The sequence below is a fragment of the Bdellovibrio bacteriovorus genome, assembly GCF_025558485.1.
Classification (GTDB): Bacteria; Bdellovibrionota; Bdellovibrionia; order Bdellovibrionales; family Bdellovibrionaceae; genus Bdellovibrio; species Bdellovibrio bacteriovorus_G.
This window is the reverse complement of record NZ_CP102930.1, coordinates 1,715,806-1,738,442: the sequence shown is the minus strand read 5'-3', so window position 1 is coordinate 1,738,442 and position 22,637 is coordinate 1,715,806. Positions and strand designations below refer to the sequence as shown.

Here is a 22,637-nt window from a genome sequence, read left to right as displayed (position 1 = left end):
TCATGATGCCCTTCTAAATTCAGCCAAGAATTTTAAAAAAGGATTTAACATGTACGAAACGTCGGACTTTAGAAAAGGTCTTAAAATCATGCTGGAGGGGAAACCCTACGTCATCGTGGATTTCCAACACGTAAAACCAGGTAAAGGGAATCAATTCACCCGTACTAAACTTAGAAACATGCTGACTGGCCAAAACTTGGAATCCACTTTCAAGTCCGGTGAGAAGTTTGAAGTTCCCAACGTGGAAAACAAAGAGATGTCTTTCCTTTACAAAGACGACACGGGCTACAACTTCATGTCTCAAGAGACATTTGAACAGATCGCCATCTCTGAAGAGGACCTGGGCGAATCCAAGTACTATCTGACAGAAAACCTGAAAGTGGTTATCTTGTTCTATAACGAGAAAGCTGTTGCTTGTGATGTGCCAAAAGCTGTGAATCTGACTGTGGCTCAAACAGACCCAGGAATCAAAGGGGACCGTGTGACAGGTGCAACCAAGCCTGCAACCATGGAAACCGGCCTTGTTGTTGGCGTGCCTTTGCACATCAGCGAAGGTGATGTTCTTCGTATTGACACCTCCACAGGTGAGTACGTAGAGCGCGTCAGCCAAAAATAAGTAACGCTCAGTATTAAGTCTCCGCAACCACTCAATTTTATCGCAAAATAAATGAGTTAAGCTGCGGAGGCTTTTTTTGTCCACTTATGTCGAATTAGAAATTCAAAGTCTTCTCAGACAGTCTGAAGATCTCACTGAGGTTGCCACGCAACTTATCAGCAGTATCGAGTCTTCTCCCGATCACTTCACACTGGACAACATCAACGCCCTTTCTCGCTTTCTGATTCAATCACGCAACGAACATCTGCTGATTGATTTTGTTCTTCGTCATATTGAAAACGAATCCTTCCCGATTCCATGGCCATATTTTTTAGAGGCTCTGAGTTTCTTCAGCGACAAGCTGGAGGAAAAATCCGTGCGCGCGCTGACAGACGGAATCGAAGAGGACAATGCTCAAGCTGAGGCCTCGCGTTCTTTGGCACTTCGTCAGACTTTACAAACCCTGGGCGAATGGCGCAGCAACCGCAAGTACAAACTGCACAAAGATTATCTGAACAACAAACGTTCTTTGCTGGAACAACTTATCACTCTGCGCACGCAGCAGTTGTATGAGCAGGAAAAATCCCTGTTGCAACGTCTGCAAAAACTTTATCCCGGTGACAGCGACATCCGCCGCGAAGTGAATGAACACAAGCAGCGCTATGCCCTGGAGATTCTGTCACGCAGAACTCCGCGTTCGCGCAAGGTCAGCATCAACACCGAGGAATATTCCCCGCGTGATCCGGAGGTTGAACAGGCCTTGCAGGTGCTGATGCAAAGTATGCACGAACACGCGGAACAACATCCCGACATGGCTTTTGATTTTGCCGTGGCCGCTTACATGCTGGAAAGTTTTGAAGACGCCTTGTCCCTGCTTTCATTCAGCGAGGAAACGGAATCGTTGATCTGGTTCCGTCTGGAAGTGCTGTTAAAATGCCGCCGCTTTGTGGAACTGCTAACCGATCTTGCAAAGGTCGAGATCTTTTTTGCCCACGATCCGGAAACCTTCTTTGCCACGGCGTATTTGCGTGCGCAGGCGATGTGGGGACTGGGCCAGAAACACACAGCCATTGAAGTTCTTGAAGGACTGCTGGCAGCACGCCCGCACTATCGCGCGGCCAGTGCTTTACTGAGTATCTGGAGCGGACAGTGAAGCGTGTCTTTTGGATTCTTATCACTCCGCTGGCTGTGATTTTGGTGCTCTGGGTGCTGATGGCCCAGGTCTTTGCACCCAAAATTGAAGCCTGGACACTGAATAAGATCCAGACTTATTCCGCAGAAAACCTGCCGGTGAAAATCCGCGCGGAAAAACTTTCGTTGCGCTTCCTGCGCCCCTCAGCCGCTCTGGAAGGTGTCATCATCGAAGGTCAGGGCCCGCTGGCTGAAGCACTGCCGGAAATTAAAATTGGCAGCGTGCGTGCCTTCGTGGACTTGTTCCATCTTTTGGGGGGACGCCTGACTTTGTCTGCTGTGGTGGTGGACGCCCCGCAGGCACAGATCAATCTTGATCCTTTCCTGAAGGACGACTCCCCGTCCAAAGAACTTCCGATGGATCAGATTTTTGCGGTTTTGGAACAGTTGCCGCTGCAAAGAATTTTCCTGCAAAATATTCAGACGCAAGTGACTTCGCAGCAACTGAAACTGAACGTGCAGGTGCAAAGCGGTGACCTGCTGCTGACCAACATGGGAAAAAACCTGACAGCCAAAGCCAATCTGCCCGAGTTGCAGGTGAAGCTGACCGGCTTTGGGGATTTTTCCGGTTCAACCGATGCGCATTTGTACCTGACACGACAATCCCTGAAAATCATCCAGTTGGGTGTGCGTCTGGGGGAATCCGAAGTTCTGGCACGAGGGGAACTGACTAACTTTGCCCGCATTGCGATCAAACCTTCCGGCGTGCTGGATCTGACTGGCAAAGTGAACTTAAGTGATATTTACACCGAAATGAAACGTCTGCGCCCGGACATCAAGCTGCCGGTGATTGGCGGCGAACTGATCACGGAAATGGACACCAAGTTCAACGGCTTTGATGACATCAAGGCCACGGCAGAAATCAACACCCGTTCCGTGACACTGGAAAAACTGGAATTGGGCGATGCACGCATTCAAGGGGAATACCACAACGGCGTGATCGGACTTTCCGAGATGGAAGTGCATCACCCGGCCGGGGAAGCCACCCTGACCAAGTCCCAACTGCAACTGGATGGTAAGTACGGATTCAAATCCCTGGTGACAGTTCACAGTCTGGATCTTTACAAGCTTTTCCAAAGTCTGGATCTGGCGAATATTCCCGTCGGTCTGGAACTCGATGGCCAGCTGCCATGTGAAGGTCAGATCCGTCCCACCTTCCAGGTCACTTGCTCCAATGCTTCTATCAGCGGAAAAAATCTTTGGGTTAAAACAGACATCAAACCCAAAACGCCGGATCTGGTGAATATTGATGCGATGTCCGCCAAGGGTCAGGTGCAAGTGACTCTGGATCAGGTTTCTTACGCAGCTTCCGTCACCATGGGCAGCAGCAATGGCAGCTCTGATGGTGTGATTGATTTCCACAAGGGTTTTAAGATCAACTATAAAACTGAAAAGCTCGATCTGAAGAACGTGCGCAATCTGGCACACTTAAAACTGGTCGGCACCACCAGCATTGAAGGCTCCACGTCCGGTGACTCCCACGCGGCAGTTTTCAATATGAAACTCAATGCGCGTGATTTTGTCTTTGAGGATTTCACTTTGGGAAATCTTCTGACCCATCTGCGCTACAGCAAGGGCATTTTGTTCTTTGAAAACATTGCCGGCGCCTTAAACCGCACTCAGTATCTGGGTGAGCTGGATGTCAATCTGAACAACAACACCCTGGAAGGCGACTTCAGCATCCCAACGGCAGAGCTGGGGGATGTGGCCACAGTATTTGAAAAAATCTATCGTTTCCCGCTGTCTGTTTCTGGTATGGGTGCCGCCAAAGCCCGGGTTGAAGGACCTCTGAATTTCTGGAAGCTAAACTACAAACTTGAATCTGCATTCAAGGATGTGACCATCGGCCCGGAAAGCTTCAATCAGTTGCTGTTCAATGCCTCTGCCACAGATGGCAATATCAAGGCTGACAAGGTGCTGCTGCAAAAAGCCAATTCCGTCCTGACTCTTCAGGGGGGCATCAGTTCAGAGCGTATTATGAATCTGTATGCCGACGGGAAAAACTGGCATTTGGAAGAATCCGATCTGATCAGCAAAATCAATTCCAATATCACCGGCAATGTCAACTTCGCCGCCGAACTGAAGGATTCCGTCAACAATCCACAAGTGCTGTTGAAAGGCGCTGTCACCGACACACTGTTTGAGGATCAGGAAATTCCAAATTCAAACTTTATCGTGCGGGTCAATCGCAACAGCCTGGGTGGACAGCTGACCTTCTTTGGTGACAAGGTTCGCGCTGACTTCCAGATTCCGATGGAAAAAGGGCGTTCTCCGCTGGTGCTGAAGGTGAACACCAATAACTGGAACTATTCAACAGTTCTGGGTCTGATCGGCGGCGCCAATCTGGCCAGTGAATATGACTCGACACTGACTTCCACGGTGGATCTGCGTTCTGATCAGGGGGATATCCTGAAAGCCAGCGGCAAGGTTCATATTGAAACCTTCAACCTGAAACGCGGACCTTTAAGCTTTGCCAATAACGGGCCGATTGATATCACGGCTGACAACGGCGTAGTGAACATCCGCAACTTCACCTTGTCCGGCCCCAATCATCTGTTGCAAATTCGCGGTTCTAATTTTTCTGCCGAAAACCTGAATCTGGGAGTTTCCGGCCACACGGATCTGCGCCTGCTGCAAATCTTCACCCCGTTCCTGGAGGACATGGGCGGACTGGTGCATATTTCCACAAATGTTTCCGGTTCTTTGATGAAACCGGAAATTTTGGGAAATGCGAATGCCCAGAACACGTTTATCAAAATCAAAGGTTTCCCGCACCCGCTTGAACGCCTTTCCACGGAAGTGGTTTTCTCGCAAAGCCGTATCCTGATTAACTCTATCAAAGGTCAAATTGCCGGAGGCACACTGACGGGAGATGGCGGCATCATGATCAATGGCATTAAGGACATCCCGACCACGATTCGCGCACATCTGGATGGCGTGACCTTCAATGTTCCGGACAAGGTGCGCAGCAGTGGCAATGCGGATCTGCTGTTTTCGGGCCGCTGGTTCCCGTTCACTTTGTCAGGCACCTTCCATGTATCCAGTGCACTGGTTGAAAAAGAGTTTACCGAGGATGCCGGCACCGTGGCCGGAGTTCGTCAAAGCCAGTATCTGCCAAAACTTCTGCGTGAAGGTCAGTTCGAGCCGATTCTACTGGATCTGCAAATTCTTTTGAATCGCAATATCGTGGTTAAAAATTCGCTTATCGACGGCTCGGTGACCGGACAACTACAGGTGAAAGGGGCACCAACCGAACCGGTTCTGCTGGGTAAAATCAGTATGGAGCGCAAATCCAAAATCATCTTTAAAGACAAAGTCTTTGATATTCAAAGCGGTGTGATTGACTTCAATGATCCTGACGAGATCAATCCGAATCTTTATATTTCAGCGATTTCGCGCATCAACGAATACGATATCACTTTACTTGCACAAGGCCCTTCCAAAAACATGACCATTCACCTGAACAGTGTTCCCCCGCTGTCAGAACAGGATATTATTTCCCTGATTGCCTTGGGGGTTACGTCCTCGGCCATGGATCAAAACCTGCAGTCCCGTCAGCAGGCGGAACAACTGGGTGTGGAAATCGGTGGCGCGGTGCTGGCCAAACCAATCAACAAACAACTGGAAAGCACGCTGGGTCTGAATCTGGCAGTGACTTCGCAGTATGACTCCACCCGCAACATCAGTGTGCCGAAAATCACTTTAAGCCGTCGTCTGTCTGAAAAAATGAAAGTTTCCGGCAGCCGTCCCGTGGGTGACACACAGTCTTACGATATCAAGCTTGAATATCTTTTGAACAGCAATGTCACGGCCATTGGCTCTTTTGAAAGCCGTGGTTCCACCGAAGAAAGCACCAATGTTCAGTCCACCCAACAAGAATCCCAAAGCATTTTCGGTTTGGATCTGGAGTTTAAGCGGGAGTTCAAATAATGCCGTCGTCCTTGCGATCCCCTGCCGTATTTTTGCTGCTGACACTGACTCTTGGATGGGGGCTGCCGTCGTGGGCCTTAAAGAAGCCACTGAATATCTCCAACCTTCCGCAGGAGCTTCAGGAGGACCTAAACAAAAGATTTCCGGATCTTTCCAAGGAACGTCTGACTCAGGATCAGGTGGACGAAATCATTCGCCATCTGCAATTGAAGCCGCAAATCAAGCGTGTGCGTATTCTGGATGATGGCAACAGTTCACCGTTGCGACTGGAATATGAACTGACCCGTCGAATTTCCAGCGTCAAAGTGGTGGGAAACAAAAACTTTTCCACTTCCGAAGCCGAAGGCTTGTTCGGGGTTAAAGCCGGTGATGTCTTCGATCAGCAAACCCTGATTGAGGGGGGCGAAAAACTGCGCCAGGCCTATCGGGATCTGGGCTACTACAATGCCGTGATTGACATAGAAATGCCACCAGAAAGCCCGGAAACTGTCAGCGTGCTGGTGCGTGTGAATGAAAACAAACGTTCTTTGGTGCGCAATATCGTTCTGATCAGTCCGAATGAGGATCTGAATAAAAAAATCATGAAAGAGATCGACGATTCTCTGAATGATCCCTACACCGACGCCACGCTTTCGCAAATTCAGAAGGCCGCCCGTGAATACCTGACCCAAAATCGTTATATCCGCGCTGATCTGGTTGGTCCCACCACGGAATTCAGCGAGGATGACAGCGAAGTGGTGCTGACCTACCGTCTGGAAAAAACTGACAAATACATGTTCGATTATCAGGGCGTTCGTTTCCTGGCGATCCGGGAAATCGAAAACGCGCTGGAGCTGGACAACTATTATTCGGCCAGCCCGTCCGTCGGCACAGAGCTGGCACAGAAGATTCGCACTTATTATCTGGCCCGGGGTTATGCCCGTGCCGATGTGAAAGTTGATGAATCCGAATCACGCAAGTTCCAAAGAAAAGTGACCTTCCATATCGAGGAGGGTCCGCGTGTTAAAATTCAAAAATACAACCTGACCGGGCGATTCAACCGCCGTGAAAAGTATTATATCAACTTTATTGAGGGCCACAGCTCCCGCACAGTGGAAAGCGGTTATTACAATAAAGAGGACATCGACACAGGTTTAAAAAACCTGATTCTGGAACTGCAAAACAACGGCTACCTGCAAGCCAAGATTCTTTCCACGCGCACGCAATACAACAAGGAACGCGACGCCGTCACCATCCACATCAATCTGGATGAAGGACCTTTGACGATTGTGGAATCCGTGACCTTTGAAGGAAACAGCTCTTTCGGGGAAGAGGAACTGCTGCGCGCCACCCGTCTGCGCGCAGGTCCTTTGCGCCTGACCCATATTGAAGACTCCATCGCACGGCTGAAAAGTTTTTATAAAGAGCGCGGCTATATCGAAATGCTGCTTTTAAACGAACGCGGCGATGTGGTGACTTATGATGAAACCAACACCAAGGCCAATTTGAATTTCAAAATCTTTGAAGGCCCGCAGGTTCGGGTGGCTTCGATCATTCTGGAAGGCAACACCTTCACCACGGACTATGTCATTCACAAAGAATTGGAATTTAAAAACGGCGATCTTCTGACCCCCTCCAATCTGGAAGAATCCGTCGCCCGCCTGCAAAGAACCGGCTTCTTCAGCTCCGTGGAAATCCGCACGCTGGAGGAAAAAACCAATGTCGCCAACCGCACCGTTTTGGTGAAGGTCAGCGAACGTGATCCGGGGGTGTTCACTTTAGGGGCTGGTGCCACCAATGAAAGAACACTGACTCTGCGTGGTTATACCGGTGTGGCTTACCGCAACTTGTGGGGCACGGGGCGCGGAGTTTCCTTGCGTCTGGAAGGAAACTACAACGTGGCTGACATCAAGTATCTGGAAAGCCGTGTTGTCCTGGGGTATCTGGAACCTTATTTATTTGATTCCCGCGTGCGTGGCCGTATCAATCTCACTCGCTCCAGCACCGTCACAGATTACGACATCAAACAGGTTTCCGATGTGCGTTCGACGACGTATTCCCTGGAAAAGGATTTCACTTCGCGCATTCTGGGCATCTGGGATCTGTGGTCTTTGGCCACCATCCGTGACTTCGGTTTGGATGATTCTTACCCTTACGATACGGTTGAACAAAATATCGCGACCACCGGCCCTCAGTTGGATTTGGATTTCCGCGACAACCCATTCAATCCCACCAAAGGAACTTTCACGCGCTGGAATGCCGAATACGCCTCCCCGCAGATTGGCTCCAGTCCGACCATTGAATACTGGCGTACCACGTTGAGTTTCACCCACTATTGGACGGTGGGCCGACTTTCCAAACAGCCGGTTGTCTGGGCCAATCAGGGCCGTGCGGGCTATATGAAAAATCTTAGCCACGGTGGTGGTGTGCCCTGGGACAAGAAGGGTTTCACTTTAGGAGGCCAGTCCACAGTGCGCGGCTATGAAGCCGGAACTCAGGAAGTCTTCCCGAATCGTCAGGATCTGGGACTGACCGACACTGATCCGACTTACTATCTGACCTCCGATTCAACCATGTATCTGATCAAATCCGAACTGCGCTTCCCGGTTTATGAAAGTTTGGGTGGCGCGATCTTCTATGACGGTGGATCGGTGAAAATTGAGGACCTGAAATTCACAGATCCTTATCGGGATTCCGCAGGATTCGGTATTCGCTATAACACCCCAGTGGGACCACTGAGTCTTGAATGGGCCTGGAAACTGGATGCCCGCCCGGGGGAAGAACCTTGGCGCTTCCATCTTTCCATCGGAACTTTCTAAAGAGCCCAGGTGCAATCGGCCACAGCCATGATCCCGTCGCTTTGGCCGTTTTTAAACAACGGCTCCAGTTGCAGATTCTGCATCTGCACCTGCAAACGCTCTAGGGACAGACGCTCTTTCAGAATATGAGCCTCTGGCACGAAAATCGGCTCGCTCAGATCACCCGCCAACACCTTGTTGGCTTCGCTTAAAATGCGCATCGTCATGGATTCTTCCCGATCGTAAAGATGCACCCACTGACGACAGTAAAGATCCTCAATCGTGTAGCTGGTGAACTCAAAAAAGTTCAACGACCGGAAAAACTGCGTGTGCTTGCGGGAATAGAACTCCACCATTTTTGATTGATTCTGCCGCAGCTTCGCCAGAGTCTGTGGGAAAACCTGATAGCCATAATACTCCAGGGCCGTTTCCACCAAAAAAGGCATGTCTTTCAAGCGTCGCCCTTTGGAATACACGCGCTGGCAGACTTCCAAATACTGGCGCAAAAGCTCGGTCGTGCTTTCGCGTTCGGATTCATTTAACTGTAAAAAGAATGGCAAAGACTCTGAATGGTAAGGACGAACGGCCCACCCCTCTTGCTCAATAAAAGCACACAATTCTTCTGCATACTTTTTAAAGCTTTGGGCCGCAAACGGGGTCTTAGGACTCATGATGCACCGCAAACCTGACATAAAACAATAAACTATTTACAGTTTTGACATAAAAAGAGCTCCGCAAAGGGAGCCCTTCTTCTTAGTCCTGCAACAAGCGCGAATTAACGAGCTTTGCTGCTGGCAAATTTACGACGCAAATCCTGAGTTACTTCATGGATCGTTGCGTTCAACGTCACTTCAAACAAATCATCAGCAGAGACTTTATAAAGTTCTCCCAATTTTTTCAAAGCGTTGATTGGAGGGTGAGAAACGCCTCTTTCCCAGTTTGAAATGAACTGTGGAGTGGAGTATCCCAATTTGTCTGCCACGTCTCTTTGAGAAAGACCTGCTGACACACGTTTTTGCTTCAAGAAATCAGCTAACATATTTTTTTGTCTCATGCGTTTCCACCTAACGATGATTTATTTATACATAACAAGGCGTTTGTGACAAGCCTTTGCTTTCAAAAATAATCTCATCAATATAAATACATTATAGCTTATTTGATCTAAATTACTTCCTGTTTTTTTGCAATCCCTAATCTTTTCTGTGTTTGAGATATGAGCATTTTCATGTTTTCTTACAGATAAGATATGAGAGGATGTGAGCATGCCAAACATTACCAACACCCCTTGGACAGAAAGCTTCCACATTACCAGTCTTTTAGTCAATCCCATGGGACGCTTGGGACTCTATGGATTGCTGAATCTGTTGCAAGAAACCGCCTGGATGCATGCGGAAAACCTGGGGTTCGGCATGCAGGACATGGAAAAAGACGGATTGTTCTGGGTGCTTACCCGCCAGACCCTGCAAATGAAACAGTGGCCGCGCTTTGGCGAAAACATTCAAATCCAAACCTGGCTGCGCCCACCGGAAGGCGCCTTTGTCAGTCGCGAGTTTGCTGTGATCAACCAGCAGGGACAGGAGATCGGCCTGTGTTCGACAAGCTGGCTGGCTCTGGATCGCAACACTAAAAAAATCCTTCCCGCGCAGAATCTGCGTCCTTGGGAAAGTCTGACCAATCCCCGCGCCACGGGACTGATCCCGGAAAAAATCCCGGTGCAGGGCACCTACGAAAAAATCGCCAAATACCGTGTGCGCAACTCTGATCTGGATATCAATCAACATGTGAACAACACCAAATACGCCCAGTGGATTCTGGATGCCGTTCCTTATGATCTGCACAAGGCCCTGAAGCTGAACAGTTATTCCGTCAATTTTCTGACCGAAACCCATCTGGGGGACGAAGTCGAAATTCACCGCAGCTGTCAGGCGCCCAAACCGGAAACCGAGGACGCCGGGATCACCAGTTATCAGGGATTGCGGGTCGGTGACAGCAAAGTTCTGTTCACCGCCCTGCTGGGATGGGAGAAAAAAGCATGAAGTCTTTAAAACCTTTCAGTAAAACCGCACTGACCGAAAGCATCTCCGTTCAGGGGGATATCACGCCTCTGGCGGACAACCGTCTGCTGGTGAAATTTAAAATTGCCGGCAATATCGAACGCATTCTTTGGCCGAAAGCCGCCACCCAAATCAGCCGCGAAGACGGTCTTTGGAAGCACACCTGTTTGGAGGCTTTTGTGGGAACAGGCTCTACACCACGCTCCCCCTATCTGGAGGTGAATTGCGCTCCGAACGGCCACTGGAATGCTTACTCTTTTAGCAGCTACCGTGAAGACATGCAGCCCGCACTAGACACCCGTGTGCGCCTTCAACACCATGAGCCGGAACAGCAAGAGGCCCTGTTTGAGATCGAAATCGACAGTCAGAAGCCGTTTGATTTCACCTGCCTTGGCCTGACGGCGGTGATTGAATTCACCGATGGCTCGCTGAGCTACTGGTCCCTGTCCCATCCCGGCTCAGATCCTGACTTCCACAATAAAGACGGCTGGATCGCTCTTTCGACGCATTGAGCGAAGCTATTCGCAGACCCCGCCGCTCCCTTGACCCTTTCTGGAGCCCAAGATAGCTTGGGCTGTTTCATTTTCTAAATCCAGAAAGGACCTTCCCATGAAGAAACATACCGTTCGTGTGTACCCATCTAAAGAAAAGTTGGATCGTAAAGACCAACTGGCTTGGAAAATTGCAGAGATCGCTTCTGACAATGCTCCGATCAAAGCCGACGTTGTGGATATGGTTATCAACCGTATCATCGACAATGCCTCTGTTGCTATCGCGGCTGCCAACCGTCGTCCGGTGGCTTCTGCACGTGCTATGGCGATTGCGCATCCTCGTAATGGTGGTGCGACTGTTTTCGGTATGCCGAACGATCAAAAATTTGACTGTGAATGGGCAACATGGGCGAACGGCACTGCGGTTCGTGAGTTGGATTTCCATGACACTTATCTGGCAGCGGACTATTCCCATCCGGGTGACAACATCCCGGCTATTCTTGCAGTAGCTCAACAAATGGGTAAAACCGGCAAAGAGCTTCTAAAAGGGATCGTGACTGGTTACGAAGTTCACGTGGATCTGGTCAAAGCGATCTGCCTGCACGAATACAAAAAAGACCATATCGCTCACTTGTGCCCGGCTCAAGCCTGCCTGCACGAATACAAAAAAGACCATATCGCTCACTTGTGCCCGGCTCAAGCGGCAGGCATCGGAACTTTGTTGTCTCTTCCAACTGAAACTATTTTCCAGGCGGTTCAACAAGCGGTGCACGTGTCTTTCACGACTCGTCAATCCCGTAAAGGTGAAATCTCTTCCTGGAAAGCGTATGCTCCGGCACACGCTGGTAAACTGGCTGTTGAAGCGGTGGACCGTGTTATGCGCGGTGAAGGTGCTCCGTCTCCAATTTATGAAGGTGAAGATTCTGTGATCGCTTACATGCTTTCCGGTAAAAACGGCAAGTACGAAGTTCCACTTCCAGAAGTGGGCGAAGAAAAACGCGCGATCCTAGAGACTTACACAAAAGAACACTCTGCAGAGTATCAGTCTCAGGCCTTGATCGACTTGGCTCGCAAAATGAAGCCGATGATCAAAAACTTCGACGACATCAAAGACATCGTGATCCACACGTCTCACCACACGCACTACGTGATCGGTACCGGCGCGAACGATCCACAAAAGATGGACCCGAATGCATCCCGCGAAACTCTGGATCACTCTATCATGTACATCTTCGCCGTGGCATTGCAGGACGGCACTTGGCACCACGTGAACTCTTACGCTCCAGAGCGTGCTCAACGTGCTGACACTGTGGCCTTGTGGCACAAAATCTCCACTGTTGAAGACAAACAATGGACAGCTTGGTACCACGAAACTGATCCAGACAAAAAACGCTTCGGTGGCCGCGTGGAAATCACCATGAAAGACGGTTCCAAAATCGTTGACGAGCTGGGCGTGGCTGATGCTCACCCAGCGGGTGCGCGTCCATTCAAACGTGCGGACTACATCCGTAAGTTCGACACCTTGACTGAAGGAATCATCACCAAAGCAGAACGCGACCGTTTCATCAGCCTGGTTGAAAATCTGGAAAACCTGACTGCAGAACAAGTTCAGCAGTTGAACGTACAGATTCCAATCGAAAAGCTAGTGAATAACAAGAGAGACACCAAAGGTATCTTCTAGTTCGCGGGGAACGCATGGAGTGCGAAGCGCAGGGCCGGACCTTTACGGGACACGGCCTCCTGCCTCGCTGCTCCAGCCTCCGCTACGCTACGGCTGGGGGCCATCCAGGCCCCGCAGAGGTCCCTTCAATGTCCAGCCCTGCACTCCGCCCTCCATGCTTTTTGCTATCCACGAAGACACCTTTGGCGTCTATCTTGAGGCAAACTAGGTTTGGCATGTGCTAGAATCTGTTACGAAAACGCCCGGGTGAACCCGGAGTTGAGAGATGAGCGCTGAATTTGTTCGTGCTTGGCTCTGAACTGAAGAAAACTATTTAATTGTTACACGATACCCGAGAGCTGCTTGGGGATGGGGAGGGAGCTTAGCCTTAAGCTCTTCACCAAGTTCCGCAGCAGCTCATCCCGAAGGGATGGCGTCCGCGAGGACTGTTCGCAGGGGAAGGGCTTAAGGCTAAGCTCCCTCCCCGTCCCCAAGCGGGTCGTGAGGAAAGATGAGGCGAATATGTTGTTTCCTGAAATTACTCCTGCGCAAAAACGTAAAAACTTTAGAGAGGCTTTGAAGTCCGGGAAGCTTTTGCAGTTTCCGGGTTCTTGGTCACCTTTGGTGAGTATGGGGATTGAGAAAGAAGGCTTTGATGGGGTTTATATCTCGGGGTCTGTTCTTTCCAATGATCTTGGCTATCCTGATATTGGTCTGACTTCTTTGACAGAAGTGGCTCAGCGTGGTCGTCAGATCGCGCGCACGACGAAGCTGCCAACCATTATCGACATCGACACTGGTTTTGGTGAACCGATGTCTGCGACTCGCACGGTTCAGGAAATGATCGAAATGGGTCTGGCGGGTTGCCATATCGAAGATCAGATCAATCCGAAGCGCTGTGGTCACCTGGATGGCAAAGGGCTGGTGACTCGTGATGAAGCGACTCGCAAAGTTGCGGCGGCAGCTCTTGGCAAGAAGCTGGATGAAAACTTCCTTTTGATTGCCCGTACTGATGCCCGTGCTGTTGAAGGCCTGGATAAAGCCATTGACCGTGCGAAAGCTTACATTGATGCGGGTGCTGACTGCATCTTCACAGAAGCTTTGGAAAATGAAAAAGAATTTGAAACTTTCCGTAAAGCCGTGAACGTTCCTCTTTTGGCGAACATGACAGAGTTTGGCAAAGGTCGTCTGTTCACTTATCAGGAACTTTCCAATCTGGGCTACAACATCGTGATCTATCCGGTGACAACATTCCGTCTGGCGATGGGTGCGACCATTTCCGGTCTTAAAGAAATCAAAGCCAAAGGCACACAAGAAGGCCTTTTGGACAAAATGCAAACTCGTAAAGACTTGTATGCGCTGTCTCGTTACGACGAGTACAATTCTTTCGACACCAGCATCTTCAACTTCACTTTGAAGTAAGAACCAAGGGAGGCTGCAAGCCTCCCTTTTTTTGTTGTTCCGTCTGCTTCTGCAAACAGCGGCGAATTTAAGACCTTCTCGCATCCTGTAACAAACTTGCCCTTAGACTCAGCAGCGCGTACATCTTCCCCCGCAAGATTAAGACGCAAATTCCGACCTGAGTCTTAATTGTTTTTTCCACGCAGTCAGACCTCTTAAACTCTTCTAAGATGATTCAATGAAGAAAGAGTTCTCACTACAGACCAAAATCGCCCTGCCTATTTTAACCATCACTGTCATCGCTCTGGGACTTTTGACTTACTTCTCGGCCTCGCGAAGTTTTCAAACAGCACAGTCCGATGCTGAATTCAAAGTCACAAAATCGGCCGAGGCTTTTGCCAACGCCTTCAAAGCGGATTTGGATACCAGCCTGATGGTGGCGCAACAGGTGGAAGCCTATCTGGAGACTCTGCGCAAACAAAGCAGCAAACAGCGTTCTGAAGTGAATGCCGTTTTAAAAACCATGCTGGAACAGGCTCCTTCAGTGTTTGGTGTGTGGGCGACCTTTGAACCCAATGCCTTTGACGGACAGGATGCACACTATCTGGGGCAGCCCGGTTATGAAAAAGTCGGCGGCTTTGGCCCTTACTGGAATCGCGCCGGGGAAAATGGTGCTCTGGCATGGGAAAATGACATCAACTACGACGGAGAATTTTATCTGGCCCCGAAAAAAGCCGGGCACCGTATTTTAACCGAGCCCTACTATGACGAAGTCAACGGGCAGAATCTTTTGATGACCTCCGCCGCGGCTCCGCTGTACGAGGGCGGCAAAATGATGGGCGTGGTGGGTATTGATCTGCTGCTTTCCCAACTGGAAAAACAAATCGCGACCGTCAAACCCTATGAAACCTCTGTCGGATTTTTGGTTTCAGACCAGTTCAACTATGTCACCAATCCGCAAGCAAACCTTGTCGGCAAACCCGTCACCCTGCCTTTTGCCAATGAGGAATTCAAACAAGCCCTGAAAGAGGGGCGCTTGCTGCTAAAGTCCGGAACCGACACGCAATCCGGCGAAGAGGTTTTAAATCTGCTCGTGCCCGTCTCGATCCCCTATTCAAAAACTTTTTGGGGAGTTCTTATTTCCACGCCGATAAAAACCGTTCTGGCCAGCGCTTACTCTTTACTATGGAGTCAGCTGGTGGTGTTTTTGATTTGTCTGCTGGTGATGGGTGTGGCGGTATTCGTGATTTCACGCCGTATTTCCAAACGCTTCACGACTTTGACCACCAGTCTGGATCAGGCGGAAAATGTCGTCACGGCGGCAATTGATCAGCTTAGTCGTGCGGGACAAAATCTGGCCCAGTCTGCCACTGAATCCGCAGCGTCCATTGAAGAAACTGTCGCCAGCCTTGAAGAGCTGACATCCATGGTGCAACTGAACGCTGGCAACGCCAAGGAAGCCGCCCGTCTGTCTTCGGATTCCAATCACAGTGCCGAGCGTGGCAACACAGAAATGAGCGCGCTGGTCGGAGCCATGGACGAAATTTCCGGATCTTCCAAAAAAATTGCTGAGATCAACAGTGTGATTGATGATCTGGCCTTCCAGACCAATCTGCTGGCCCTGAATGCTTCCGTCGAAGCCGCCCGCGCCGGAGAGCACGGAAAAGGTTTTGCCGTCGTGGCAGAGGCCGTCAGAACTCTGGCGCAAAGATCCGCCTCTGCCGCCAAGGACATCAATGGTCTGATCAATGATTCCATTGAAAAAGTCCAGCGCGGCAGTCAGAAAGCGGAAAGCTCTAATTCCAACTTAAAAGAAATTGTGGATTCCGTCCGCAAGGTCAGCCATCTGAACGTCGAGATTTCCTCGGCCAGTGATGAGCAGTCCACCGGCATCCAGCAGATCAGCAAAGCCATGAATGCCTTGGATCAGGCCATTCAGACCAATGCCGCTTCGGCAGAGGAAATTTCCGCCACGGTTCAGGAGATTTTAAATCAGGCTCACGTGATGAAGAATGTCGTGACGGAGATGAATTCTGTGGTTCACGGGAACTAAAAAAAGGGCGGGCCTTCTGCGCGCCCGCCTTAAAAATTCTAATGCCCGCCAGCGGTGACCTTTAAACCGATGATTGAAACCAGCAACAGCCCCAGGAAGAACAGTCTTGCCGGAGTCGCCGCTTCATTGAACAGGAAAATCCCCAGCACTGCGGCACCCAAGGCCCCGATCCCCACCCACACTCCATAAGCGGTGCCGATAGGTAAAACTGTTGCTGCGCGTGCCAGTAAAAACATACTGCCCGCCAAAGCCGCCAAGGTTAAAAGACTGGGTGTGAGTTTTGAAAAACCTTCGGTGTATTTAAGGCCGATGGCCCAACCGACTTCAAGAAGACCTGCGATTGCCAGAATGATCCATGCTACTGTGTTAGACATACCAACACTCCTTTCGTTAGAAAAAAGCGTCGTCTTGTCCTGACCGGGTACGTCGCACATCGTCCGGGCACATCAGTCGCAGAAAACTGAAATACCGCCCCATTTAAGCGTAAAATCAGGAAAAAGTAAAGAACGCCTTTTATTCTTTCCCTCTCATTTGGTTTACAAAGTCCAGAGATCAGCTCCTTTGCCCCAAAGCCGACACTGATGCCTTATACTCTTTCTTGACCCTTTGTTGAGGGCGGACTAGGTTGGGCCCATGCAAAAGCTTAAAGTATTTCTTTCTGACAGTTTGAATCCGCACTTGAATCTTGCCACCGAAGAATGGATCTTCCATAACCTTGATCCATCTCAGCAGATCCTGTTCTTGTGGCGCAATGAAGAAACCGTCGTTATCGGGCGCAATCAAAACCCGTGGTCGGAATGCAATCTGGCGAAAATGAAAGAAGATAAAGTTCATCTGGCGCGCAGAACCACCGGGGGCGGTGCGGTTTTCCACGATCTGGGAAACACCAACTTCACCTTCCTGTCACCGAAAGAATCCTATAAGCGCGAAAACAATGTTCAGGTGATCTTCAATGCCCTTAAAAACTTCGGCATTCAAGGCGAAGCGTCCGGGCGCAATGATCTGCTAATCCCGTTCGAAGACGGGCCCCGCAAATTCAGTGGCAGTGCATACCGTGAAAAGAAAGACCGTGCCTTCCATCACGGAACCCTTTTGATGCACACAGATCTGACCCGTCTGGGGAACTATCTGACTCCGAACCCGAAGAAGCTTCAGGCCAAGGGCAAGGAATCCGTGCGTGCGCGCGTGGCGAACTTGAATGAAGTTTCAGCAAGCATCAACCATGACCTTCTGGTTGGACCTATGATCAAGGCGTTTGAGGACTTCTATGGCGCCAAAGCCGAGATCGAATCTTTGACCATGAAAAGCTTGCAGCAGATTCCAGAACTGAAAAGTCAATACGACCAACTGAGTTCCTGGGAATGGCTGTACGGAAACACTCTGGAATTCAACCACAAGATGGACGATTATCTTTCCCTGGGTTTCTTTGATGTTCACTTCAAAGTGGAAGACGGACAAATCAAGGATTTGAAATTCTATACCGACTGCCTGTATCCCGGTGTGATTGACGAACTGACCGAAGCTTTGCGCAACAAGCCTTATAAAGGCGAAACTGTTCGCACAGAGATGTCCGCTGTTATCAACGCGCATCCGGATTTAAATGCGGGATTGAGCGAACTGCGCGACTGGCTTTGCAAAAACATCGAGATCTAAATCTCGAAAAGTCATTCTAAACAAACAGATCCTGACGGACTCATGTTTTTCCTGTCAGGATCCTGCCCTTGATCGGGTTTATTACAACTCTCTGCTTTCCGTTTTTTATTCTTCAGAAACTGTCTAAAGCTCCAGCAGTAAATGTGACTTAGACCTGAGTCCATTTTACATCCACGCCTTATTCATTATTTTAGCTTAATGTTTTCGACCTTTGTTACGATACACACTGTATGAAAACAAAAGCCACCGCCTCCTTGCAAATTCTTGCGGCCTTTTTTCTCGTTTTTACCTTAGCTGCGTGCATGCCCCAATCCTCTGAAATTCTGACCGAAGCACCGGGCACAGATTCAGAAAACTCTTTCACCGATCCTGGCAGTGAAGATCCGTCATCGCCCACCTCGCCGACAACTCCACCAGAACAAGGTGGCAGCATCGAGGACAGCGCGAAGTCTTTAAAGATCCATGCCTTTGCGGATATGAACATCGACACCAGCGGAACCTATGCCAGCAGCACGATTTCAATTGTGAAGTCCATGATTGCGCGCCAGCCCGCTGCAATTCTCGGTGTCGGTGACTATATCGATGGCGAAAAGAAGACGTTGTCCGACAGCACCTATGTGAGCATGTGGAACTCGTTCTCGAAAAAAGTTCTGTCCCTGATGCGCACGGCAGGTCTGCCATTTTTGCCGACCCCGGGCAATCACGACGCCTACTACAGTCAGGAACGAAAAATCTATGACAGCTTCTGGGGCGATAACAAACCCAACGTCGAATACGTCGATGACGACAACTTCCCGTTTTATTATTCCTTTATCAAAGAGGACGTCTTCTTTGTCTCTTTGGATGATGCGAACTATTCCAAGCTTTCCAATCGCACGGCACAGTTGAACTGGTTGAAGGAACAACTGTCTTCCGCCCGTGCTCAAGGAGCTCGGGCCCGCGTGGTCTATGGGCACATCCCGCTTTACTCAATTGTTAGCAGCAAGGCCAACAGCTCGACTGTATATGAAAATGGTGTGCTGACCGGGGAACGCCGCACAGCGGGCTCTTTCACGCTGGAATCCATTCTGCTTGGTAACAATGTGGATCTGGTGATCTTCGGACATTCTCACGGATTCTATTCCGGACACTACACTTACCCTGACGGGAAAAAACTTCAGGTGGTTTCCATGCCATGTGCGGGAAGCTCGCCGCGCTATCTGGTCGGAACTAGTATTAGAACTCCGCAAGGTTATGTGGAACTTGTCTTTTCTGAAACGAATCAGCTTAGCATCCGTTACTACAACTCCTCCGGCACGTTGCAAAGTCTAAGCTCTCTGCCCGCTTCTTTGACCTTGGATTCCAAGAATGGTGTGAAGTACGTTCGCTGAAAAACCTTGCAATAAAGTAACTTGGTTTTAAACATACCGGGAAATAGTCTCCGTCCCCATAATACGGAGACTTTCCCATGTTTGCTTCACTTATGTCCTTTGTTCTTCTAAGTTCCAATGCCTACAGCTATCTGGACCCGCAATTTGAAAAACACGCAGTCAAAACCTACAACATCGAAGTACCCGGCAAAGCCCTGCGCGAAAGATGTTATCTGCTGCAAAGATTCCCCGGCATGGAAAACAAGATCAACAAAGATGAAGACATCCTGTGCGCGATGAATCTGTACGCTTCCTATGGCGATCACCCCAAGCTGAAAACTTTCTATGGCTGCCCGAAAGTAAACAGCACCTCGGTCGCAGTGGAATACTACGAGGTCCCGGCCGGAATGACAGAGGCACAATTCCAAAAAACCATCTGCCCTTTGACCCGTTCAGAGAAAAAGAAAATGAAAGCCCGCGTGGGCTATCCGGACAAAGAGGCCAAGTTCAAGTTTGCAGCTCCGGGAGTTTCCGTGGGAAGTATTTTGGGATATTCCCGCCTGACTCAGCTTTTTAAATCCGTGGATGTTCCCCCCAGTGTTTTGCGCACTGTGGATTTGGATACCGTGCTGGATCACGCTCTGGCCGGACGTTATCTGGGCCTGCAAATGGGTAACAGTTATTTGAACCAATACTGGTATGATCTTATCGGTCATCTGGTTCGTGCCAAGCATGGCAATGTAACACAGCTGCCAGACGTCTATACCAAGCCACCGCATGGTCTGGGCATTGTGCCGGCTTCTTTCTACAAGGATGGAAAGCGCCGAGGTGTTTCTGCCAATAGCACCGCTTACTGGTCAACGCGCATCCTGAGCGAAGACAAGCGTCAGGTCTTTGGCGTGCTGGCGGAAAATCCGGGTAATGAAGAACTGTATGCCGAAGCTTTTGGTTTGAAACAGGATAAAACCCGCATTGATCAATTCCGCAATAGCAGCGTGTTCTGGCCGATCTTAAAAGACCCTCGCCCGATTTCGCAAATTCTTGGCAGCACGGAGCTGGCCAAGGCCGGTCAGAAAATGCTGGGCATGCAGGATTCTTCGGACATGCTGGTGATGGACTTCCTGCTGGATCAGGCGGACCGTATTGGAAACATTCACTACAAACGCCGTCAGTTCTTCCTGACCGCGCAGGGAAAAGTGGATGATATTTCTGATAAAAAGTACCGCGAAATTCTAGCGAAAGCTCCGGGCACACTGACTCCGGCGGAAGTTGAACTGCTCAACGCGATCAAGCAAACCGGTGCTTCTTTGAAAGTGATGCTTTTGAAGGACAACGATGGCGGCTTTGATATGAACACAGCTAAGAAATATCATCTGATCGCTGATGTTAAAAAGCCTTCTTCTGCTTACGACAGCTGGAAAAACAATGCGGATTTGTTTCTGAATGCCACGATGGTGGTGCGCCACTTCAGCCCCTTAGTTTACAAAGGCGTCGTGCAACTGCACAATCAGGTGTTCGGCCCCCCTGAATCCCAGGCAGCGATGGAAACTTACTTCCGCAACTCTGTGCAATTCACGGCTGCAGAATATACGATCTTCAAAAATAATTTGCTCAGTTTATACCGCGCGCTTTACAACAACTGCAAAAAAGGAAACCTGCACCTGGATTTGGATATGAAAAGTTATTTTTCAGCAAATCCAAAACCCATCCTGACGACGACTCCGGGCGTGTGTGAAGGGCAGTTCTAAAGCAACAACGAAACAATGGCGATGGCTGCGGGTGCAATCTGCACCATCGCTGCCCGCCAAAGTTTTGGCGACGACAGCAACAAGACCAATCCTGCTGCTAAAATAGACACCAATCCGTACAGAACCAGCGTTGTTCCGGCAGTGCGCGTGACCTCACCTGTTCGCAAATGCAGGCCGAGCAAAATCGCCACCGCCAAAAACAGATTGTAAAACCCCTGGTTAAACGCCATGCCTTTCGTGACCTTTGCGTCCGCCTCACTGATGCCGAAAGTCTTATTGGTGCGCTTTCGTCCCCAAAGCAGACTTTCTAAAACAAAAATATAGACGTGAATAAGTGCCGGAACGAGTGCGAATGATATTTCCATAGTCCCAGTTTGCGGAGACCACCCCCGGTCCGTCAATCCCGCCGCTGCGCAAAGTAGAGTCCCAGCACAACTCTTGACCGCTTTCGGCCGCCGCGCTAGTTTTGGTCGTTAATCATTAGCAATGTAACGCGATGAGTCTTTCAAGGACATCACGCAGTGATTTCGCCGGAGGAAAAATGGCTGAGTATATCAATCCAGATTATGTTCCAGAACCAGAGAAAATGAACGTTAAAAAGGGTCTTGATGGCGTTGTTATGGATACGTCTTCTGTATCCAAAGTAAACCCTCACACCAACTCTTTGATCTACCGTGGTTACCCGGTTCAGGATCTGGCAGAAAACTGCTCTTTCGAAGAAGTGGCTTTCCTGATGTACAATGGCGAATTGCCAAATGCAGCTCAGCTTGCAGATTTCACTAAGAAAGAGCGCAGCTACCGTGAAATCTCCACAACTTTGTTGAATGTGATCAAAGCACTTCCACAAAAATGTCACCCAATGGATTCCATCCGCACGGCTGTTTCCTTCCTGGGCGCGGAAGATGCACGTATCTGGGATGCAACGCCTGCAACAAACATGGACAAAGCCATGAACCTGCTTGCGAAAATCCCTACAATGGTGGCAGCGGACTACCGCTTCAAAAAAGGTCTGGATTTCATTCCACCGAAATCTGATCTGTCCATCGCGGAAAACTTCTTCCACATGTGCTTCGGTAAAGTTCCACAAAAAGAAGTTGTTAAAGCTTTCGACGTTTCTTTGATCCTTTACGCTGAACATAGCTTCAATGCTTCCACGTTCACTGCACGTGTTGTGACTTCCACTCAGTCTGACATCTATTCTGCAACTGTTGCAGGTATCGGTGCCCTGAAAGGTCCTTTGCACGGTGGTGCGAACGAAATGGTTATGCACATGATGAAGGAAATCGCTGATCCTGCGAAAGCAGAACAGTGGATGCTGGATGCATTGGCTCAAAAGAAAAAAGTTATGGGCTTCGGTCACCGCGTTTACCGCTCTGGCGATTCCCGCGTTCCAACCATGAAAAAGTACGCTCAAGTTATGGCTGACGTGACTGGCGAACAAAAATGGATGCAGATGTACACGGCTTTGGAAAAAGTCATGGTTGATAAGAAAAAGATCTACCCGAACCTGGATTTCCCAGCGGGTCCTGCTTACTACATGATGGGCTTTGAGATCGACTTCTTCACACCGATCTTCGTGATGGCTCGTACCACGGGCTGGTCTGCTCACATCATGGAACAAACTGCTGACAACCGTATCATCCGTCCTCTTTCCGAGTACGTGGGTGCAGAACAGCGCAAAGTAACTCCAATCTCTGAGCGCAAATAGTTTTCACTGAAAAATTGAAAACAAAAA

Annotated in this window: 17 protein-coding genes and 1 riboswitch; of the genes, 13 read left to right on the top strand and 4 right to left on the bottom strand. The window is 49.6% G+C overall.

The features are described from left to right. Positions 1-49 precede the first annotated feature (49 nt). From efp to EZJ49_RS08585, 4 genes are all read left to right on the top strand, one after another. Positions 50-616 (top strand): elongation factor P, encoded by a 567-nt coding sequence (gene efp / locus EZJ49_RS08600; protein ID WP_262551623.1) that lies wholly within the window; start codon positions 50-52, stop codon positions 614-616. A gap of 76 nt (positions 617-692) precedes the next feature. Next, on the top strand, positions 693-1,748 hold the full coding sequence (locus EZJ49_RS08595; RefSeq protein ID WP_262551622.1) for a hypothetical protein: 1,056 nt from the start codon (positions 693-695) through the stop codon (positions 1,746-1,748). After that, a complete protein-coding gene (locus EZJ49_RS08590) occupies positions 1,745-5,716 on the top strand; it encodes a translocation/assembly module TamB (RefSeq protein ID WP_262551619.1) in 3,972 nt (1,323 codons plus the stop codon). Before EZJ49_RS08595 ends, EZJ49_RS08590 begins: the two co-directional genes overlap by 4 nt. Next, positions 5,716-8,514: an outer membrane protein assembly factor gene (locus tag EZJ49_RS08585; protein WP_262551618.1), complete on the top strand. Its 2,799-nt coding sequence runs from the start codon at positions 5,716-5,718 to the stop codon at positions 8,512-8,514. The genes EZJ49_RS08590 and EZJ49_RS08585 overlap by 1 nt, the downstream gene beginning before the upstream one ends. On the opposite strand, the gene EZJ49_RS08580 is transcribed toward EZJ49_RS08585, so the two are convergent. Beyond that, entirely contained in the window at positions 8,511-9,164 is a 654-nt protein-coding gene (locus EZJ49_RS08580) for a hypothetical protein (protein WP_262551617.1), read from the bottom strand. The genes EZJ49_RS08585 and EZJ49_RS08580 overlap by 4 nt on opposite strands. A 104-nt stretch (positions 9,165-9,268) precedes the next feature. Next, positions 9,269-9,547 carry a helix-turn-helix domain-containing protein gene (locus EZJ49_RS08575; protein ID WP_262551616.1) on the bottom strand — a complete coding sequence of 93 codons (279 nt, stop codon included), beginning with the start codon at positions 9,545-9,547 and terminating at the stop codon, positions 9,269-9,271. Positions 9,548-9,755: 208 nt separating this feature from the next. On the opposite strand from EZJ49_RS08575, the gene EZJ49_RS08570 reads away from it, so the two are divergent. From EZJ49_RS08570 to EZJ49_RS08550, 5 genes are all read left to right on the top strand, one after another. Next, positions 9,756-10,529 (top strand): acyl-[acyl-carrier-protein] thioesterase, encoded by a 774-nt coding sequence (locus tag EZJ49_RS08570; protein ID WP_262551615.1) that lies wholly within the window; start codon positions 9,756-9,758, stop codon positions 10,527-10,529. Further along, entirely contained in the window at positions 10,526-11,059 is a 534-nt protein-coding gene (locus EZJ49_RS08565; protein WP_262551613.1) for a DOMON-like domain-containing protein, read from the top strand. The genes EZJ49_RS08570 and EZJ49_RS08565 overlap by 4 nt, the downstream gene beginning before the upstream one ends. Before the next feature lie 97 nt (positions 11,060-11,156). Next, the gene (locus tag EZJ49_RS08560; protein WP_262551611.1) at positions 11,157-12,719 is read left to right on the top strand and encodes an MmgE/PrpD family protein; all 1,563 of its coding nucleotides are present in this window, start codon (positions 11,157-11,159) and stop codon (positions 12,717-12,719) included. Positions 12,720-13,220: 501 nt separating this feature from the next. Further along, the gene (gene prpB / locus EZJ49_RS08555) at positions 13,221-14,120 is read left to right on the top strand and encodes a methylisocitrate lyase (protein ID WP_262551609.1); all 900 of its coding nucleotides are present in this window, start codon (positions 13,221-13,223) and stop codon (positions 14,118-14,120) included. 217 nt (positions 14,121-14,337) lie between these two features. Further along, the gene (locus tag EZJ49_RS08550; protein ID WP_262551608.1) at positions 14,338-16,152 is read left to right on the top strand and encodes a methyl-accepting chemotaxis protein; all 1,815 of its coding nucleotides are present in this window, start codon (positions 14,338-14,340) and stop codon (positions 16,150-16,152) included. A 38-nt stretch (positions 16,153-16,190) separates the two neighbouring features. Here the strand turns inward: EZJ49_RS08550 and sugE are convergent, their stop codons facing one another. Continuing rightward, positions 16,191-16,526: a quaternary ammonium compound efflux SMR transporter SugE gene (sugE, locus tag EZJ49_RS08545; RefSeq protein WP_262551606.1), complete on the bottom strand. Its 336-nt coding sequence runs from the start codon at positions 16,524-16,526 to the stop codon at positions 16,191-16,193. Positions 16,527-16,549: 23 nt separating this feature from the next. Continuing rightward, a riboswitch (guanidine-III (ykkC-III) riboswitch) is annotated at positions 16,550-16,621 on the bottom strand. A gap of 164 nt (positions 16,622-16,785) precedes the next feature. On the opposite strand from sugE, the gene EZJ49_RS08540 reads away from it, so the two are divergent. From EZJ49_RS08540 to EZJ49_RS08530, 3 genes are all read left to right on the top strand, one after another. After that, a complete protein-coding gene (locus EZJ49_RS08540; protein WP_262551603.1) occupies positions 16,786-17,805 on the top strand; it encodes a lipoate--protein ligase in 1,020 nt (339 codons plus the stop codon). 230 nt (positions 17,806-18,035) lie between these two features. After that, complete coding sequence (locus EZJ49_RS08535) at positions 18,036-19,175, top strand: metallophosphoesterase family protein (RefSeq protein ID WP_262551601.1); 1,140 nt, start codon at positions 18,036-18,038, stop codon at positions 19,173-19,175. A 77-nt stretch (positions 19,176-19,252) separates the two neighbouring features. Beyond that, positions 19,253-20,902, top strand: a complete 1,650-nt coding sequence (locus EZJ49_RS08530; protein WP_262551599.1) for a hypothetical protein — start codon at positions 19,253-19,255, stop codon at positions 20,900-20,902. Here EZJ49_RS08530 and EZJ49_RS08525 read toward each other — a convergent pair. Then, positions 20,899-21,267, bottom strand: coding sequence for a DUF1304 domain-containing protein (locus tag EZJ49_RS08525; protein ID WP_262551598.1), 369 nt, complete (start codon positions 21,265-21,267; stop codon positions 20,899-20,901). The genes EZJ49_RS08530 and EZJ49_RS08525 overlap by 4 nt on opposite strands. Positions 21,268-21,443: 176 nt before the next feature. On the opposite strand from EZJ49_RS08525, the gene EZJ49_RS08520 reads away from it, so the two are divergent. Continuing rightward, positions 21,444-22,610: a bifunctional 2-methylcitrate synthase/citrate synthase gene (locus EZJ49_RS08520; protein WP_262551597.1), complete on the top strand. Its 1,167-nt coding sequence runs from the start codon at positions 21,444-21,446 to the stop codon at positions 22,608-22,610. The last annotated feature ends 27 nt before the right edge of the window (positions 22,611-22,637 follow it).

Coding starts and splice junctions, on each gene's coding strand:
- efp (WP_262551623.1), top strand. CDS start 50: ATGTACGAAACGTCGGACTTTAGAAAAGGTCTTAAAATCATGCTGGAG.
- EZJ49_RS08585 (WP_262551618.1), top strand. CDS start 5,716: ATGCCGTCGTCCTTGCGATCCCCTGCCGTATTTTTGCTGCTGACACTG.
- EZJ49_RS08580 (WP_262551617.1), bottom strand. CDS start 9,164: ATGAGTCCTAAGACCCCGTTTGCGGCCCAAAGCTTTAAAAAGTATGCA.
- EZJ49_RS08575 (WP_262551616.1), bottom strand. CDS start 9,547: ATGAGACAAAAAAATATGTTAGCTGATTTCTTGAAGCAAAAACGTGTG.
- EZJ49_RS08570 (WP_262551615.1), top strand. CDS start 9,756: ATGCCAAACATTACCAACACCCCTTGGACAGAAAGCTTCCACATTACC.
- EZJ49_RS08565 (WP_262551613.1), top strand. CDS start 10,526: ATGAAGTCTTTAAAACCTTTCAGTAAAACCGCACTGACCGAAAGCATC.
- EZJ49_RS08560 (WP_262551611.1), top strand. CDS start 11,157: ATGAAGAAACATACCGTTCGTGTGTACCCATCTAAAGAAAAGTTGGAT.
- prpB (WP_262551609.1), top strand. CDS start 13,221: ATGTTGTTTCCTGAAATTACTCCTGCGCAAAAACGTAAAAACTTTAGA.
- EZJ49_RS08550 (WP_262551608.1), top strand. CDS start 14,338: ATGAAGAAAGAGTTCTCACTACAGACCAAAATCGCCCTGCCTATTTTA.
- sugE (WP_262551606.1), bottom strand. CDS start 16,526: ATGTCTAACACAGTAGCATGGATCATTCTGGCAATCGCAGGTCTTCTT.
- EZJ49_RS08540 (WP_262551603.1), top strand. CDS start 16,786: ATGCAAAAGCTTAAAGTATTTCTTTCTGACAGTTTGAATCCGCACTTG.
- EZJ49_RS08535 (WP_262551601.1), top strand. CDS start 18,036: ATGAAAACAAAAGCCACCGCCTCCTTGCAAATTCTTGCGGCCTTTTTT.
- EZJ49_RS08530 (WP_262551599.1), top strand. CDS start 19,253: ATGTTTGCTTCACTTATGTCCTTTGTTCTTCTAAGTTCCAATGCCTAC.
- EZJ49_RS08525 (WP_262551598.1), bottom strand. CDS start 21,267: ATGGAAATATCATTCGCACTCGTTCCGGCACTTATTCACGTCTATATT.
- EZJ49_RS08520 (WP_262551597.1), top strand. CDS start 21,444: ATGGCTGAGTATATCAATCCAGATTATGTTCCAGAACCAGAGAAAATG.